The following is a 16,139-nucleotide window of genomic DNA, read 5'->3' as shown; positions in this document are numbered from 1 at the left end:
GCTAACTGCTCCTCTCACGGTTCTGTGGAGCAGTTAGCGTCCTTTCGCGTGGCTTTCGGTGCGCCCCAGCAGCATCGGCCCCGGGATCGCGGGGTGGAGGTGGCGCGTGCGCGAGCGGGTGCGCGCAGACGGATGCGCGGGCGCGAGCCAGCGTCGCCGGGTGTAGGTGGCACGGGCGGATGCGCGGGAGCGCGAGCCAGACTCGCGGGGTGCAGGTGGCGCGCGGGCGCGGGCGCCGTCGCGCGCGGGGGCGCGGCTCAGCCCGCGGGCCTGTACCGCACCGGCGGGAACGATTCCGCCACGAGCGCCCGCAGCGCCGCGAGGTCACCCGTTACGAGGCCCGCGGCCCGCGCCTGCACCAGCACGTTGCCGATCGCGGTCGCCTCGACCGGCCCCGCGAGCACGGGGAGGCCGGTGCGGTCCGCCGTCAGCTGGCAGAGGAGCGCGTTCTGCGACCCGCCACCGACGATGTGGATCGTGCTCACGACTTTTCCCGACAGGTGTTGTGCTGCAGCGAGCGAGACGGCATACGCTTCGGCGAGGCTTTCGAGGATGCTCCGCACGAACTCGGCGCGCGACTGCGGCACCGGCTGACCGTGGTCGGCGCACCATTTGGCAATGCGCGACGGCATGTCGCCCGGCGCGACGAAGCCGGCATCGCCCACCTCGAACACGGCGACCGGCTCGGCCACGGCCGCGGCCTCCGCCAGCAGTGCGGGCAGGTCGATGACCTCGCCCGACCGTTCCCAGGTGCGCACCGATTCGGAGAGCAGCCAGAGCCCGGAGACGTTCTGCAGGAACCTGACCCGGCCATCCACCCCGCCCTCGTTCGTGAAGTTGGCGGCGCGGCTCTCGTCGCTGACCACCGGATGCTCGAGCTCGACCCCCACGAGGGACCAGGTTCCGCTGGAGATGTACGCGAAGTCGTCGCCCACCGCGGGCACCGCCATCACGGCGGAGGCGGTGTCGTGCGACCCGATCGCGGTCACCGGCAGGGGCGTGGCGAGGTGGGCGGCGCCGATCTCCTCGGCGACGGCGGGCAGCAGCTGTCCGACGGTCTCGCCGGGTTCGATCAGCGCGGGGAAGAGCGCGCGAGGGAGCCCGAGCGAGGCGATGAGAGCGTCATCCCATTCGCGCGTGTGCACATTGAGCAGCCCCGTCGTCGACGCGTTCGTACGTTCGGCGCGGCGTACGCCTGTCAACCAGAAGTCGATGAGGTCGGGGATGAGCAGCAGGGCATCCGCGTGGTCGAGGATGTCGCGGGGCTCGGCGCCGAGCTGGTAGACGGTGTTGATCGTGAGGAACTGCAGGCCGCTCGTGCGGTACAGCTCCGCGAAGGGTACGGCGGCGTGGACGGCCTCGACGCCTCGCGCGGTGCGCTCGTCGCGGTAGTGGAACGGGTTGCCGAGCATCCGGTCACCGCGGAGCAGGGCGTAGTCGACGGCCCACGAATCGACGGCGATACTGGCCAGACCGGGCTCCCGCCGCACGGCCTCGGCAAGGCCGGCGATGACGTTGCGGTAGAGCTCGAGGATGTTCCAGTGCAGGCCGTCGATGGTGCGCACGGGGACGTTCGGGAAGCGTGCGACCGGCTCGAGGCGGATACCGTTGGGGCCGACGTAGCCGAGCATGACGCGTCCGCTCGTGGCGCCGAGATCGATCGCGGCGACGACGCCGCCCGCGCCGGCAGCCGCACCCGCCGCACCGGACGCGCCGTTCTCCGCAGCCGTGCCGCCCGCGCTGGCGCAAGACGCGCCACCCGCCGCCGCGCTCATCGCAGGAACGCCGCGGCCACGCCAGCGTCCACCGGGATGTGCAGTCCCGTTGTGTGCGACAGGTCGTCGCCGGTCAGCACCGCGACCGCGTTCGCCACGTTCTCGGGCAAAACCTCGCGCTTCAGCAGCGTGCGCTGGGCGTAGTACGCGCCGAGATCCTCCTCGGGCACCCCGTAGACGGCCGCGCGCTTGGCGCCCCAGCCGCCCGCGAAGATGCCCGAGCCGCGCACCACGCCGTCGGGGTTGATGCCGTTCACGCGCACCCCGAATTCGCCGAGCTCCGCCGCGAGCAACCGCACCTGGTGCGCCTGGTCGGCTTTCGTCGCCGAATAGGCGATGTTGTTGGGTCCGGCGAACACCGAGTTCTTCGACGAGATGTAGACGATGTCCCCGCCGAGTCCCTGGTCGATGAGCACGCGGGCCGCGGCGCGCGAGACCATGAACGAGCCCTTCGCCATGACGTTGTGCTGCAGGTCCCAGTCGGCGTCGGTGGTGTCGAGCAGCGACTTCGAGAGCGAGAGGCCGGCGTTGTTCACGATGAGGTCGAGGCCTCCGAAGGCGAGCAGTGCGGCATCCACCGCTGCCTGGATCTCGACAGCCGACGTCACGTTCGCCTGCACGCCGATGGCCACATCCGTCGACCCCAGCTCGGCGGCGGCCGCAACCGCCTTCTCCAGGTCGAGGTCGGCGATGACGACGCACGCACCCTCGGCGGCGAGACGGGTTGCGATGGCTTTGCCGATTCCGGATGCCGCACCGGTCACCAGCGCGATGCGGGTGGCATGCGAGGCGGGCTTGGGGAGGCGCTGCAGCTTGGCTTCCTCGAGGGCCCAGTACTCGATGCGGAACTTCTCGGACTCCTCGATCGGCGCGTACGTCGACAGCGCCTCGGCGCCGCGCATCACGTTGATCGCGTTGATGTAGAACTCGCCGGCAACACGGGCGGTCTGAGCGGTGGCGCCGTACGAGAACATGCCGACGCCCGGGATCAGCACGATCGCCGGGTCTGCGCCGCGCATCGCGGGGGAGTCTGCGGTTGCGTGCCTGTCATAGTAGGCCGCATAGTCCGCGCGGTAAGCCTCGTGCAGCTCCTTCAGTCGCGCGATCGACTCCTCGACGGTGGCCGTCGCCGGCAGGTCGAGGATGAGCGGCTTCACCTTGGTGCGGAGGAAATGGTCGGGGCAGCTGGTGCCGAGAGCCCCGAGCCGGGGGTGTTCGGAGCTCGCGAGGAAGTCGAGCACGACCTCCGCATCGGTGAAGGAACCGACCTGGACGCGGTCGGTCGAGGCGAGGCCCCGGATGCTCGGGGCGAGCGCTGCCGCTTTGGCCCGCCGTTCGGCCTCCGGCAGCGCGGCGTACCCGTCGAGGGCGGGCCCGAAGGGTTCCGCCGTGCCGTGTTCGGCGATGTACGCGGCGGCGGTGTCGATGATCCAGAGCGAGTTCGCCTCGGCCTCGTCGCTCGTGTCGCCCCAGGCGGTGATGCCGTGTCCGCCGAGGATCACGCCGATCGCGTCGGGGGTCGACTCCTTGATCGCGGCGATGTCGAGGCCCAGCTGGAAGCCCGGACGCCGCCAGTCGACCCAGGCCACGCGACCGCCGAAGATCGTCGCGGTGAGGGCTTCGCCGTCGGCCGCTGTTGCGATGGAGATGCCGGAATCGGGGTGCAGGTGATCGACGTGGGCGGCATCCACCAGCCCGTGCATCGCGGTGTCGATGGACGGTGTCGCCCCGCCCTTGCCGAACAACGTGTGGTCGAAGGCTGCGACCATCTCGTCTTCGTGTTCGATTCCGCGGTAGACGCCTTTCAGGGCGCGGAGCCGGTCGAGGCGCAGCACCGCGAGGCCCTGCTCCTTCAGGGTGCCGAGGTCGCCGCCGGAGCCCTTGACCCAAAGCAGTTCGACATCCTCACCGGTCACGGGGTCGCGTTCGAGGCCCTTCGCCGACGTGTTGCCGCCCGCGTAGTTCGTGTTCTTCGGGTCGGAGCCGAGCCGGTTCGACCGGCCGATCAGCTCGGCGGCTGCGGGATTCGTCATGGTGCTCTTCCTGGTTCGGCGGTGCGGTGCGGGTGCGTGCGGGTGCGGGTGCGTGGCTACCTGATGCTCGAGTGGGCAGTTTGGGCCCCAAGGTGGGACTTTTGGGGCCCAAACTGCCCACTCGAGGTAGGGGGCGGGCAGAGGTGGCGGCCGCTCAGGCTCCCCAGCCGGCCTGGGTGCCGCCGGCGCGGGCCGCGGCGATGGTGGCCTGGTAGCCGGAGGCGGCGTAGGCCGCCATGGGGTCGGCGGGCAGGCCGCGCGACTCGCGCCACGCGGCGAGGGAGGGGCGCACGTCGGTGTAGAACGCATCCATCAGGATGCCGTTCGCGCCGAGAACGTCACCCGCGGCCTGAGCGGCCTCGAGGGCGGGTCGGTCAACGAGCAGCGCACGGGCCGTCATCTCCTGCACATTCAGCACCGAGCGGATCTGCCCGGGGATCTTGTCCTCCACGTTGTGGCACTGGTCGAGCATGAACGCGACCGGCGAGGAGGGGCCGTAGCCGCCGCCCCGCACGACCTCCACGAGGATCCGGAACAGCTGGAACGGGTCCGCAGCCCCCACGATCAGGTCGTCGTCGGCGTAGAAGCGCGAGTTGAAGTCGAACGAACCGAGCTTGCCGAGGCGGAGGAGCTGCATCACAATGAACTCGATGTTCGTGCCGGGCGCGTGGTGTCCGGTGTCGAGGCAGACCATCGCGCGGTCGCCGAGCGCGGCCACCTGCGTGTAGGAGGTTCCCCAGTCGGGAACATCGGTGTGGTAGAACGCCGGCTCGAAGAACTTGTACTCCAGCACGAGGCGCTGGCCTTCGCCGATGCGGTCGTAGATGGCGGCGAGGGATGTCGCGAGCCGATCCTGCCGGCCGCGCAGGTCGCCCTGGCCCGGGTAGTTGGTGCCGTCGGCGAGCCAGACCTTGAGGTCCTTGGAGCCGATCTCGCTCATGATGTCGATGCACTCGTAGTGGTGGTCGATGGCCTTCTGGCGGATGACCGGGTCGATGTGCGTCAGGCTGCCGAACTTGTAGTCGTCGTCCTGGAAGGTGTTCGAGTTGACGGTACCGAGCGAGACCCCGAGGTCGTTCGCATAGCGGCCGAGCGCACCGAAGTCGTCGACCTTGTCCCAGGGGATGTGGATCGCGACCTTCGGCGACAGCCCGGTGTGCTTGTTCACCTGTGCCGCGTCGGCGATCTTCTCTTCGGGCGTGCGCGGGGTTCCGGGTGTTCCGAACACCTTGAAGCGGGTACCTGAGTTGCCGAACGCCCAGGAGGGGAGCTCGATGGCCTGAGCCTCGAGGTCGGCGGCGATGTCGCTGAACTGCACCATTGGAATTCTCCGTAATCTGCGGGTGGAACGTGTTTTGAAACGATTCAATCAGGGTATCAGCCCGCGGTGGTGGCGGGTGGGGTGGTCGGGTGGATGTCGGTGGGGTGGGGCGAGGCGGTGGCGGAGCCGGTCGCGGAGGCGGTCTCGGAGGCGGCGGAGGTGGTTGCGGTGCCGGTCGCGGAGGTGGTGGCGGTGCCGGTCGCGGAGCCGGTCGCGGCGTCGGCACGACCGAGCTGGTCGTCGAGGTTGAAGATCTCGGTCAGCTGCAGGAAACCCTGGTCGGGAGTGCCTTCCAGCCCCTCGAAGAACTCCGCCATCTCTGCCTGCCACCGTTCGTTCACGGCGGTCGCCGCCATGCCCGCCTGGGCCAGAGCGAGGTCGGGCGTCTCGAAGTACCCGATCAGCAGCCCGTCGTCGCGGAGGAACAGTGAGTAGTTCTGCCACCCGGTGCGCCGCAGCTCGACCAGGAACTCGGGCCAGACGTCAGCGTGCCGGCGCCGGTACTCGTCGAGCTTCGCCGGGTCGACCTGCAACTGGAAACAGACACGCTGCAGACTCGCCATCAGACCCGCCATCAGACCCTCACCGCCAGCATCTCCGTGAAGACGGCGTACCGGTCTTCGAGCGCAGCGACGAGCTGCGGGTCGGGTTCGACGAAGCGCCCGGGGGAGGCGAGCCGGTCGATGACACCCTGGAATGTCTCGCCCGGGAGCCCGGCGGCGGCCAGCATGGCCGCGCCGAACGCGCTCGACCGGTTACCCGGCACGACGACGGGCCGCCCGAGGGCCGACGCGCGGATGGTGTTCCACACCACGCTGCCCGAAGCACCGCCGCCGAGGTGGTGGTGCCCGGTGCCCGGCCCCGCAAGCGCCTGCAGCCGCTCGATCCCGAGCCGCTCCACAAATGCCACGCCCTCGAGCACGGAACGGAACCGTACGACAGGGTCGGTGCCCACGTGCGGAACGCCCGACAGATCCACCGCGAAGCCGTCGAACGCGGCATCCACCACCGGAAACCGCTCCCCGCGCCCGGCGAGCGGATACGCGACCACCGGCGACGCCCCGAGTGCCACCGCAGCCCGGTCGGCCTCGCGAACGTCGAGCCCCGCCGTCACTCCGTGCCGCAGCACGCCCGCGCCGGTGTTCGACGCTCCGCCGGCCCAGAAGGTTCCGTCGGGCGCGACGTGCGAGTAGATCCCGGATGCCCCATCCGTCAGCATCGTGCGCGACGCCGCCTTGAGCACCAGCGTCGTGCCGAGCACTCCCACGGTGTCGCCGGGGCGTACCGCTCCGGTGGCGAGTTGCGCGGTGCTGCCGTCGGTCATGCCGGAGACGATGAGCACGCCCTGCGGCAGGCCGAGAGACGGGGCGACCGAGGCCGAGACGACACCGATGGCGCGGGCAGGCGCGACAAGCGCGGGCAGCGTGGACGCAGGGAGGCCGAGCACGTCGAGCGCCGTAGCGTCCCACGTGGCGGTGACCGCGTCGATGCCGCTCTTCAGCGCGTGCGACGTGTCGCTGGCGAGCACCGTGCCGGCGAGGGCGGCCGCGACCACGTCGGGCGTGAACAGGTAGAGGGGCGCGGGGGTGTGGGCGTGCATCCACGCCGCGCGGGCCAGCGCACCCGAGGGACGCACGCCGAGACCCGCCGCGGCGAGGGCGGAAAGCTCCTCGGAGCCGCGCGGATCGTTGTAGAGCAGCGCGTTGCCGACCGGACGCCCGAGGAGGTCGGCCGGCACGACGGTGCCCGAGGTGCCCGTGATCGACAGCGCAGCGATGTCGGAGGCGCGCGATCCGAGAGCGTCGGTGATCGCGGCGATCATCGCGAAGACGGCCTCGGCGTAGACCGCGGGCTGCTCACGGGTGCCTGCGGTGCTCACCGTCGGCAGCGCGGTCGACCGCTCGGCGAGGTGCGCGCCTGTCTCCGCGTCGACCGCCAGCACCCGTGCGTCGCCGGTGGCGAGGTCGACGCCGAGCACGACGCTCACGAGGTCACCGCCCCGCACGCACGGCGTGCCCGGCGTGCCCGGCGCGACACGTGCGCGAAGGGACCCAAAACGCTCTGGGACGCGAGCTTTGGAGCAGTTTGCGTCCCTTCGCCGGTGGTGGCGGGGCGCGCGGGGGCGGCAGGGCGCGCGGCGGCGGCAGGGCGCGCGGGGGTGGGGCGCGCGGGGGCGGTGGCGCGCGCGGGCGCGCTCACGAGGCCACCGCCGAAGCAGTGCGCGCGGCGGGGAGTTCCGTGAAGATGCGATCGGCGAGGCCGTCGAGCGTCCACACCGCAATGTCCGGCTCGGCGAGCTGGGCGGCGGTGGGCGAGGTGGGCGCCTCGCCGCGCAGCACCCACACCGTCGACAGGCCGAGGGCGGCGGCAGGGCGCACGTCGGTGTCGAGCCGGTTGCCGATGTGCACGGCCTCGGACGCAGCCACCCCGGCCGCCCGGAGCGCCCACGTGAACAGCTCGGGCGACGGTTTCTCGAAGCCCACCACCGCCGACACTCCCCACACGTCGATGTACGGCGCGAGGCCGTCCCGTTCGAGCGAGCGGATGACCGACTCCTCCTGGTTCGCCAGAATCCCGATCTTCACCCGGCCCGCGAGGGCGGAGAAGAACGGCATCACGTCGGCGTAGAGCGTGCCGGCGGGGTGCGCCCAGTAGTCGCGCGTCAGATCGTGCAGCTCGCGCTTGCGCGACTCAGAGCCGAGGAACTCCCGCGCGATGGACGCCCGGAGCGACACTCCGCCCTGCTCGGCCCGCACCCCGTCGTAGATCGACCGGAACCGGGGGCGGTCGACAGGCCCGAGGCCGTCGGCTGCGCGCAGCTCGTCGGCCGCCCGCAGCACCGCGGCGACGAAGTTCTCGTCGTCGTAGATCGGCCCGCCGACGTCGCAGAAGACCGCCTGGATGGAAGGAGCTGCAGCCATCAGTTGGTGCCGGCCAGCGCCTTCCGGCGCTCAGCCATGTCTTCGCGTTCGAAGTAGTGCGAGACCGTGTCGCCGCCGAGTCCCCGCACGCCGCCGACCGACAGCGCCTCGAGGCGCACGCGCGCACCCTTGACCGCCATCAGCGTGATGGCCTCCGCGGCCTCCGCGCTGCCGCCGATCGCGACCATGCCGTGGTTGCCGAGCAGCACGAGCGACGGCAGTTCGCCGTTCGCTTCGAAGTACTCGCGGAGCTTGGTCAGGTACAGCCGGCCGAGCTGGATGCCCGGCTCGGCGTAGGGCACGAACAGGGGTTTGCCGATCACGACGGCCTCATCGGAGTAGACCCACTCGTCGAACGCCGTCGCCGCGTGCACGCTGGCCAGCAGCGAGACGATCGCCGTCGGGTGGGTGTGCGCCACGAACGCGGTGGGCTGGATCGACTGTACAGCGGCATGTACCAGCGTCTCGATCGATCCGCGCCGACGGATGCCGTCGTGCTCGCCGGCATCGAGCATCGCGGTCAGTTCGGCCTGGGTGGTGTCTTCAGCCATCATCAGCTCGACGAGGGGTTCGACATCCACGACCACGAACTGCGAGGCGTCGGAGCGCGCCATGTAGGAACCTGACGTCTTGATCGCGATGCGACCGTCGGCGAGGCGCTGGGAGACGTTGCCCTCCGCCAGGATGACCAGGTCTTTGGCCGGCTCGCCGAGCGAGCGGGTCAGGGCGACCAGCTCGTCGCTGACGAGTTCGGGCAGCCAGTTCGTGGCCATTAGATTCCTCCGTATTTGCGTTTGGTGAGTCCGTTGAGCAGCGAGGCGAAGACCAGCACGAGGCCGAGGGCCAGAAGCTGGAACTGCGATCCGTCGTTGCCGGGCAGGGCGAGCAGGATGCCCGCGTTCAGCCAGACGATGAGCAGCGTGGCGAGCACGATTCCGCTGACCCGGCCGATTCCACCGGTGATGGCGACACCGCCGAGGACCGCGATCGTGATCGCGGGGAGCGCCATGCCGTTGCCCGAGGTTCCGGCGTCGGGCCGGGCCGAGGCGAACTGCGCGACCGTGACGACCGACACGAGACCGGAGATCACCCCCGAGATGGCGTAGACGGCCATCCGGTTCGGTCGTACGTTGATGCCCGACCACTGTGCGGCGACGTCGTTCGTGCCGATCGCGTAGAGGCGACGGCCGAAGGTCGTCTTGTTGAGCACGATCCAGACGACGATGATCGTGGGGATCAGGAACGTGAAGATGCCGAGCGGGATCAGCGGGATCGTCGCACCGATGACCGGGATCTCGACCGACTGGGCGGCCGAGTAGAAGTTCTGGATCGACTCGGACGAGACGGGCTTCTGGTTCGAGATCACGAGGGCGAGCGAACGGTAGGCGTAGTACGTCGCGAGCGTCGCGATCAGGGGCGGGAAGCCGATGTACGCGATCAGGACGCCGTTGACGGCACCGAACACGCCACCGGCGACGACGGCGAGGATCAGCGCGGGAACGAAGTCCCAGCCGCCCGGGCCGTACGCGAAACCGAACAGGATGCCCGTTAGCGACACGATCGAGCCGACGGAGAGATCGATTCCGCCCTTGCCCGACAGGATCACGAGCAGCTGCGCCATGCCGAGCATTGCCAGCGGAACGGCGCTGATCAGCGAGGAGGCGAGGTAGTCGGCGTTGTACGCACCGCTCAGCTGGCCGGCCGAGTCGAGGATCGTCATGACGACGAGCACCACGACGATGAGCACGGCGAGCAGCACGACACGGTTCGTCAGCAGGGCTTCGACGCCGCGGGAGAGAACGGATCGGCCACCGCGCTTCTTCGGGTTCTTCGGGACCTGGATGTGCGTGGTCTCGTTGACGAGTGTCATGCTTTTCTCCTTGCGCGCTCACGCAGCAGGTCAGTGCCGACAGCAATGATGATGAAGATTCCCACGAACAGGTTCGCGAGCTGGCTGGGCCACCCGAGCTGGGTGACACCCGAGGTCACGGTCTGAACCAGGATCGCGCCGAGCACCGTTCCGATGACCGACCCGCGACCACCGAGGATGGACGTTCCGCCGATCACGACCGCGGCGATGACCTGCAGCTCCTTACCGGATCCGACCGACTGGTCGAGCGTCGCGGTTCCCGACGCGAGGATGAAGCACGCACCGAGTCCGACGAGGGCGCCGGTGAGAGCGTAGGCGATGAGCACCCGCGGCTGCACCTTGATACCCACGAGGCGAGCGGCGTTCGCGTTCCCGCCGATTGCGAACAGGTGACGCCCACCCGACGCGTGCCGGAGGTACCACCACGCGACCGCAGCGATGATGATCATGATCGCGAAGCTGTTCGGTACGCCGAGCGTGCGACCGGCCTCGCCGCGGCCGAACACCTCGAGGGTCGACGGGATCCCGTTGACCGTCGACGAGCCGAAGACGCGGAGCGCGAGGAACTGGAAGATGTTCGCGGTACCGAACGTGATGATGATCGCGGCGACGCGGCCGTAGGCGATGAGGAAACCGTTGACCAGACCGAGCACGAGCCCGACGGCGACCGCCAGCGCGACCGCACCGATCAGGGGGATGTCGGCGCTCACCAGGGTCTTCGCGACGATCACCGCGCAGAGCATGATCGCTCCGCCGACAGAGACGTCGATGCCGGCCGTGATGATGATGAACGTCATGCCGATGCCGATCAGGGCGATCGGGGCGACCGACACCAGCAGCGGCTGGATCGAGTTGGGCGTCAGGAACGCCGGCGTGAAGATGCCGAGCAGGATCCACAGCACGATCAGCACGCCGATGAGCACGAACTCCTGGCCGGTGACCGGCAGGGGCAGGATGCGCTTCGCGGTGGCGGCGGCTGCGGGCCGGCCGGACTGGGGCGCAGGCTTCGTGCGCTCGTCGAGGGTCATGAGTGTTCTTCCGTTGTCTGGTCTCCGGCCGCCGCGGCGAGGATCTCGACCTGCGTGGCTTGGGGGGTGAATTCGGCGGCGACTTCCCCGGCCCTGATGACCAGGATGCGGTCGGAGATGCGCAGCACCTCACCGAGGTCGCTGGTCACCACGAGCACGGCGGATCCGTCGTCTGCGAGGTTCGAGATGATGCGGTGGATCTCCTCTTTCGCCCCGACGTCGACGCCCTGGGTCGGCTCGGCGAGCACGAGGAGCTTCGGCGTCTGCACGAGCTGTCGGGCGAGCACCACCTTCTGGGCGTTGCCGCCGGACATAGCGCTGATCGGCTGCTTCTCCGACGGGGTCTTCACGGCGAGGCGTCTGATGAAGTCGCGGGCGATGTCGCGCTGCACGCGGCCGCTCACCCAGCCGGGTACGCGGCTGAGCTTGCCGAGCTCGCCGATCACGATGTTCAGCGAGATGCTCTGGAAGCTGAAGGAGCCCTGCGCGGAACGGTTCGCGGGGAGCAGCCGGATCCCGATCTTCTTCGCCTGCGAGGGCCGCTTGACGACGACCTCGCTGCCGGAGAGCCGCATGGTGCCCGAGGTGGCCTTGTCCATCCCGTAGATGACGCCGGCGATGTCGCCGGCACCCGAGCCGACGAGTCCGTAGAGCCCGACGATCTCGCCGGAGCGCACCGTGAGACTGACGTTCTCGAACTTGCCCGTGCGCGACAGGTTCGCCAGTTCGAGAACGGTTTCGCCCGAGGTACCCGATCCTTTCGGCCGCGCCTCGGCCAGAACGCCTCCGACCATGAGCTCGGCGATCTCGCGAACGGAGAGGTCGCCGATCGGCCGCGTGGTGATGGTCTCACCGTCACGCATGACCGTGACCTCGTCGGCGATGACGAACAGCTCGTCGAGCCGGTGCGAGATGTAGATGACGGAGACGCCGGTGGCGGTGAGACGACGGATGACCGTGAAGAGCACCTCGATCTCGGAGTCCGTCAGGATGGCCGACGGCTCGTCGAGGATGAGCACCGAGGCCTTCCCGGCCAGGGCCTTCGCGATGGAGACCTGCTGCTGCTCGGCGATCGACAGGGTGCCGACGGGCACGGTGGCGATGCGGGCCGGCAGCCCGACGGTGTCGAGGAGGCCCTGGATCTGGTCGGCCTCGGCCTTCCAGTCGACCCGGCCGCCCTTCTTCAGCTCGCGGCCGACGAAGACGTTCTCGGCGACACTGAGTTCGGGAAACAGCTGCGGCTCCTGGTAGACCGTCTGCACGCCGAGGGCGATCGAGTCGGAGGTGGAGGAGATCGTCTTGGCGCTGCCGTCGAACGCGATCGTGCCGGCGTCGGGGATCTCGGCGCCCGCGATGATCTTGATCAACGTCGACTTGCCGGCACCGTTCTCACCCACCAGGGCGTGCACCGTGCCCGGCTTCAGGGCGAAGTCGGCGTGCCGGATGGCGCGCACGCCACCGTAGCTCTTGGCGATGTCCTGCAGCTCGAGACGGTAGGTCGCTGTCGCGACCGGAGTATCTGCGCTCATGGGCAGCTGTTCCTTAGGGGGGAATGGTCGGGGGAGAAGAAGAAGTGGGGGTGGGGTGCGGATGCCCGTGACGAGCATCCGCACCCCCAGGGGTGGTGCTTAGTAGCTGAACGTGTCGACGTTGTCCTTGGTGATGACCAGCGGGTCACCCAGCAGGAGCACCTTCGAAGCGGAGTCGTAGGCGACACCCTTCAGGTCGGCGTTGACGTCGTTCGAGGCAGCCAGGGTCTTGCCGGTCGCCAGCTCGTTGCCGGTCCAGGCGGCGAGGTAGCCGAGGTTCTGCACGTCCCAGAGGATCGAGGCGCTGGACGAGCCGTCCTTCAGGTACGGAGCCATCGACTGGGGCGTGCCGAGGCCGTCGGTGAAGACGGTACCGATCTTGCCGGCATCCTTGACAGCCTGTGCCACGCCGGGAGCGGACGAGGTGCACTCGCCGACGAGACCGGTGAGGTCGGGGTTGGCGTTCATCAGGTCGGTTGCCATCGAGGTCGCAGCAGCCTGGTCTTCACCGGCGTAGACGACGTTCACGAGCGTCGCGTCCGGGTACTTCGAGGCGGTGTACGCCTTCTGCACGGCGATCCACGCGTTCAGGTTGGCCGCGGTCTCGCCACAGGAGACGATCGCGTACTTGCCCTTGCCGCCCATCGCGGTCATCAGCTGGTCGGTCAGGGCCTCGCCGATACCTTCGACGGAGGCCTGGTTGACGAACACCTCGCGCACGGAGTCGGGCGCGTCGGTGTCAGCGGTCAGCACCTTGATGCCCTTGTCGGCGGCCTCTTTGAGAAGGGGGGCCATCGAGTCGGGGTCGTTGGGGGCCACGATGAGTGCGGAGACGTTCTGCTGGATGTACGACCGCACGATGTCGGCCTGCGCTGCTGCGTCGGCGGTGGTCGGGCCCTGATAGAGCCAGGTGATGCCGAGGTCTTCTGCGGCCTTCTTGCCACCGGCGTTCATCGCTTCGAAGTACGGGATGCCCTGCAGCTTCGGGACGAATGCGACGGTGATCTTGCCACCGGCCGCAGCCGAGGAGGTGCTGCTGCCTGACGATGAATCGGTGCGGCTGGTGCAGCCCGAGACGGTCAGAACGGCGGCGAGTGCGATCGCACCGACGGCGATGACTTTCTTTTTGCTGATCACTGTGTTGCCTCTCTTGTTGTGCGGGCAGGCGCGACTGTGCGACCTGCCTCGTGGTGGAGTGTGAGTTCCTGGTAGGAATCCCCGAGCCCCCGGCGCGCAGTCTCTGCGCGTTCGAGGTTCCGAAGTCTGTGGGCCGCGTCATCCCAGCGGCTGTCGGGCTGTGGCTGGAACGAGCGCGTGCGGGTGCTCGCGGCTGCCACCCCCCAGATCTGTTCGACCGAGTCGAGTTCGCCGAGCGACCGCAGCTGGGCCGCGGCGTTGCCGAGGGCGGTCGCCTCCTTCGCCCAGCAGACGACCGGGCGGCCGGTGGCCGAGGCGGTGGCCTGCTGCAGCAGTGCGTTCAGGCCGCCCCCGCCGACGACAGCGATGGAGGTGATGGGGACGCCCGTCAGCTGTTCGATGTCCTCGAGCACCAGGCGGTAGCTGAGGGCGAGAGAGTCGAAGATGGCGCGGGCGATCTCGCCCATGGTGGCGGGCACGACGATCGACCGGCTGGCGCAGTACGCCCGGATGCGCGCCGGCATGTCGCCCGGGGCGAGGAACTCGGTCGCGTTGAGGTCGATGACGCTCACAAGGGGGGCCTGGGCATCCGCCAGTTCGACGAGCCGTTCGTAGCTCACGTCGACACCTTCGCGCTGCCACTGGCGCCGGCACTCCTGCAGCACCCAGAGGCCCATCACGTTCCGGAGGAACCGCACGCGGCCGTCGTAGCCGCCCTCGTTCGTGAGGTTCAGCAGGCGGGACTCCCGCGTCACGATCGGCTCGTCGAGCACGACGCCGACGAGCGACCACGTGCCCGAGGAGATGAAGAGCGTGTCTGCGCCGGCGTTCGGGATCGAGAGCACGGCGCTCGAGGTGTCGTGCGCCGAGGGCAGGATGACCCGGGTCTTCGACAGGCCGGCCACGGCCAGGTCGCCGATGATCCGGCCGACATCGGTGCCCGCGGGAACCACGGTGGGGAGGAAGTGCGACGGGAGCCCGAGTTCGTCGAACAGGCCGAGGGCCCAGCCCCCCGAGGCGAGGTCGTAGAGTCCGGTGGTCGACGCGACCGAGAACTCGGTGACGCGGCTGCCACTCAATCTGTTGTGGAAGACGTCGGGCATCATCAGCATCAGGTCGGCGGCCTGCAGGAGCTCCGGGCGCTCGCGGGCATCGGCGAGCATCCCGAACAGGGCCGTGATCTCGATGAGCTGGATGCCCGTGGCGCTGTACAGCCGGTCACTGCCGAACTCGGCGACAGCCCGTTCGAACGCTTCGACGTGGTGCGCGTCGCGGTAGGTGACGGGGTCGTCGAGCAGCACGCCGTCACGGTAGAGCCCGTAGTCGATGCCCCAGGTGTCGACGCCCACGGATGCGACGCTCTCGCGCCCGCCCAGCATGCCGAGGCCCTCCGCGATGTCGTCCCACAGGGCATCCGCGTTCCAACGCAGCCAGCCGCCGGTCTCCCGGGGCGTGTTCGCGAACCGGTGCACGATCTCGAGGTCGATGCGGCTGCCGTCGAAGCGGGCTGCGGCGACGCGCCCGCTCTCCGCACCGAGGTCGACGGCGGCCACCGTGAGGCCGGTCACTCGTCGACCGCCCGGAGGGCGCGGGAGGTGACGGCGTCGATCGAGCGCTCGCCGTTGTCGAGCGAGGCGCCCGTGCCCTCGACGCGGGTGACGGGGGAGCCGGCCTCGGTCCAGGCGGCGACGAACTCGTCTGTGGCGCGCTCGTCGGTGAACAGCCGGGTGATCTCGGCCGGGGTGCCCCACGAGTGCAGGCCGAAACCGTTGATCTTCGACGACGGCATGGTGACGTAGATCTCGTCGCAGGAGGCCATCAGGCTGCGCTTGGAGGTGGCCTCCTCGGCGACCAGTTCGAGCATGCCGAGTTCGGTCGAGGCGGCGGCCAGGCCGAAGAAGCCCTTGTCGATGCGGCCGCGGCCCTTCAGCACGTCGGAGAACGCGCCGACGAGGGAACCGGATGCCCGCCGCAGCACGCCGCCCGGAACCACCACGGTCGCGTTCGAGTGGTCCATGAACAGCATCGTCACGCGGAGGCCGTAGGTGATGACGATCAGGTCGCGGTGCTCGAGCAGCTCCTGCGCGAGGTAGTAGGAGGTGGTGGAGGAGTCGATCGCGATGACGTCGCCGTCGTCGACGAGTTTCGCAACCTCTTTCGCGAGCAGGCTCTTCGCGGTCGAGTCGCGGCGCATCCGTTCGCTGAAAGCGCCCTCTTCACCGGTCGAGGGGGCGACGGCGCCGCCCCGCACCCGGCGGAGCAGCGAGCGCTTCTCGAGGGAGTCGAGGTCTTTCCGAACCGTGACCGTCGAGACGCCGAGCGTGCGGGCGAGGTCGTTGACCATGACCCGCCCGGTCAGGGTGAGCTCGTGAAGGATGACCTCTTCACGCACGAAGTCGTAGTTCTCAGACATCGTTGCTCCGTTCGGCTGCAGTGGCGAAGAGTGGTGACCGGTCGAAAGCGGGTACCTTTCGTCGTTGGAGTGAACCTATCCGAAAGTAAACATTGCGTCAACGATTGAAAGG

13 protein-coding genes are annotated in these 16,139 nt (G+C 69.2%); all 13 read right to left on the bottom strand.

Features of this window, described 5'->3' with window-relative positions; genetic code table 11:
- Positions 1 to 257: 257 nt before the first annotated feature.
- The 13 genes from FB464_RS14110 to FB464_RS14045 all read right to left on the bottom strand — a co-directional run bounded on the left by FB464_RS14110 (position 258) and on the right by FB464_RS14045 (position 16,027).
- Complete coding sequence (locus tag FB464_RS14110; protein WP_116413289.1) at positions 258 to 1,775, bottom strand: rhamnulokinase; 1,518 nt, start codon at positions 1,773 to 1,775, stop codon at positions 258 to 260.
- A complete protein-coding gene (locus tag FB464_RS14105) occupies positions 1,772 to 3,808 on the bottom strand; it encodes a bifunctional aldolase/short-chain dehydrogenase (RefSeq protein WP_116413290.1) in 2,037 nt (678 codons plus the stop codon). Before FB464_RS14105 ends, FB464_RS14110 begins: the two co-directional genes overlap by 4 nt.
- 154 nt (positions 3,809 to 3,962) lie before the next feature.
- The gene (rhaI, locus tag FB464_RS14100) at positions 3,963 to 5,129 is read right to left on the bottom strand and encodes an L-rhamnose isomerase (protein WP_116413291.1); all 1,167 of its coding nucleotides are present in this window, start codon (positions 5,127 to 5,129) and stop codon (positions 3,963 to 3,965) included.
- 56 nt (positions 5,130 to 5,185) lie between these two features.
- Entirely contained in the window at positions 5,186 to 5,692 is a 507-nt protein-coding gene (locus FB464_RS14095) for an L-rhamnose mutarotase (RefSeq protein ID WP_211327266.1), read from the bottom strand.
- 11 nt (positions 5,693 to 5,703) lie between these two features.
- Positions 5,704 to 7,116 (bottom strand): xylulokinase, encoded by a 1,413-nt coding sequence (locus FB464_RS14090; RefSeq protein ID WP_170151825.1) that lies wholly within the window; start codon positions 7,114 to 7,116, stop codon positions 5,704 to 5,706.
- A gap of 208 nt (positions 7,117 to 7,324) precedes the next feature.
- Positions 7,325 to 8,050 carry an HAD family hydrolase gene (locus tag FB464_RS14080; RefSeq protein ID WP_116413293.1) on the bottom strand — a complete coding sequence of 242 codons (726 nt, stop codon included), beginning with the start codon at positions 8,048 to 8,050 and terminating at the stop codon, positions 7,325 to 7,327.
- Entirely contained in the window at positions 8,050 to 8,823 is a 774-nt protein-coding gene (locus FB464_RS14075; protein WP_116413294.1) for a class II aldolase/adducin family protein, read from the bottom strand. Before FB464_RS14075 ends, FB464_RS14080 begins: the two co-directional genes overlap by 1 nt.
- Positions 8,823 to 9,920, bottom strand: a complete 1,098-nt coding sequence (locus tag FB464_RS14070; RefSeq protein WP_116413295.1) for an ABC transporter permease — start codon at positions 9,918 to 9,920, stop codon at positions 8,823 to 8,825. The genes FB464_RS14075 and FB464_RS14070 overlap by 1 nt, the downstream gene beginning before the upstream one ends.
- Complete coding sequence (locus tag FB464_RS14065; RefSeq protein WP_116413296.1) at positions 9,917 to 10,948, bottom strand: ABC transporter permease; 1,032 nt, start codon at positions 10,946 to 10,948, stop codon at positions 9,917 to 9,919. The genes FB464_RS14070 and FB464_RS14065 overlap by 4 nt, the downstream gene beginning before the upstream one ends.
- Positions 10,945 to 12,477, bottom strand: a complete 1,533-nt coding sequence (locus tag FB464_RS14060) for a sugar ABC transporter ATP-binding protein (RefSeq protein ID WP_116413297.1) — start codon at positions 12,475 to 12,477, stop codon at positions 10,945 to 10,947. The genes FB464_RS14065 and FB464_RS14060 overlap by 4 nt, the downstream gene beginning before the upstream one ends.
- A gap of 99 nt (positions 12,478 to 12,576) precedes the next feature.
- Positions 12,577 to 13,614 carry an autoinducer 2 ABC transporter substrate-binding protein gene (locus FB464_RS14055; protein WP_170151826.1) on the bottom strand — a complete coding sequence of 346 codons (1,038 nt, stop codon included), beginning with the start codon at positions 13,612 to 13,614 and terminating at the stop codon, positions 12,577 to 12,579.
- Positions 13,611 to 15,182, bottom strand: a complete 1,572-nt coding sequence (locus tag FB464_RS14050) for a rhamnulokinase (RefSeq protein WP_142206716.1) — start codon at positions 15,180 to 15,182, stop codon at positions 13,611 to 13,613. The genes FB464_RS14055 and FB464_RS14050 overlap by 4 nt, the downstream gene beginning before the upstream one ends.
- On the bottom strand, positions 15,179 to 16,027 hold the full coding sequence (locus tag FB464_RS14045) for a DeoR/GlpR family DNA-binding transcription regulator (protein ID WP_116413299.1): 849 nt from the start codon (positions 16,025 to 16,027) through the stop codon (positions 15,179 to 15,181). The genes FB464_RS14050 and FB464_RS14045 overlap by 4 nt, the downstream gene beginning before the upstream one ends.
- Between the last annotated feature and the right edge of the window lie 112 nt (positions 16,028 to 16,139).

The organism is Subtercola boreus (assembly GCF_006716115.1).
In the GTDB taxonomy this organism is placed as follows: domain Bacteria; phylum Actinomycetota; class Actinomycetes; order Actinomycetales; family Microbacteriaceae; genus Subtercola; species Subtercola boreus.
This window is presented reverse-complemented; position numbering and strand designations above follow the sequence as displayed.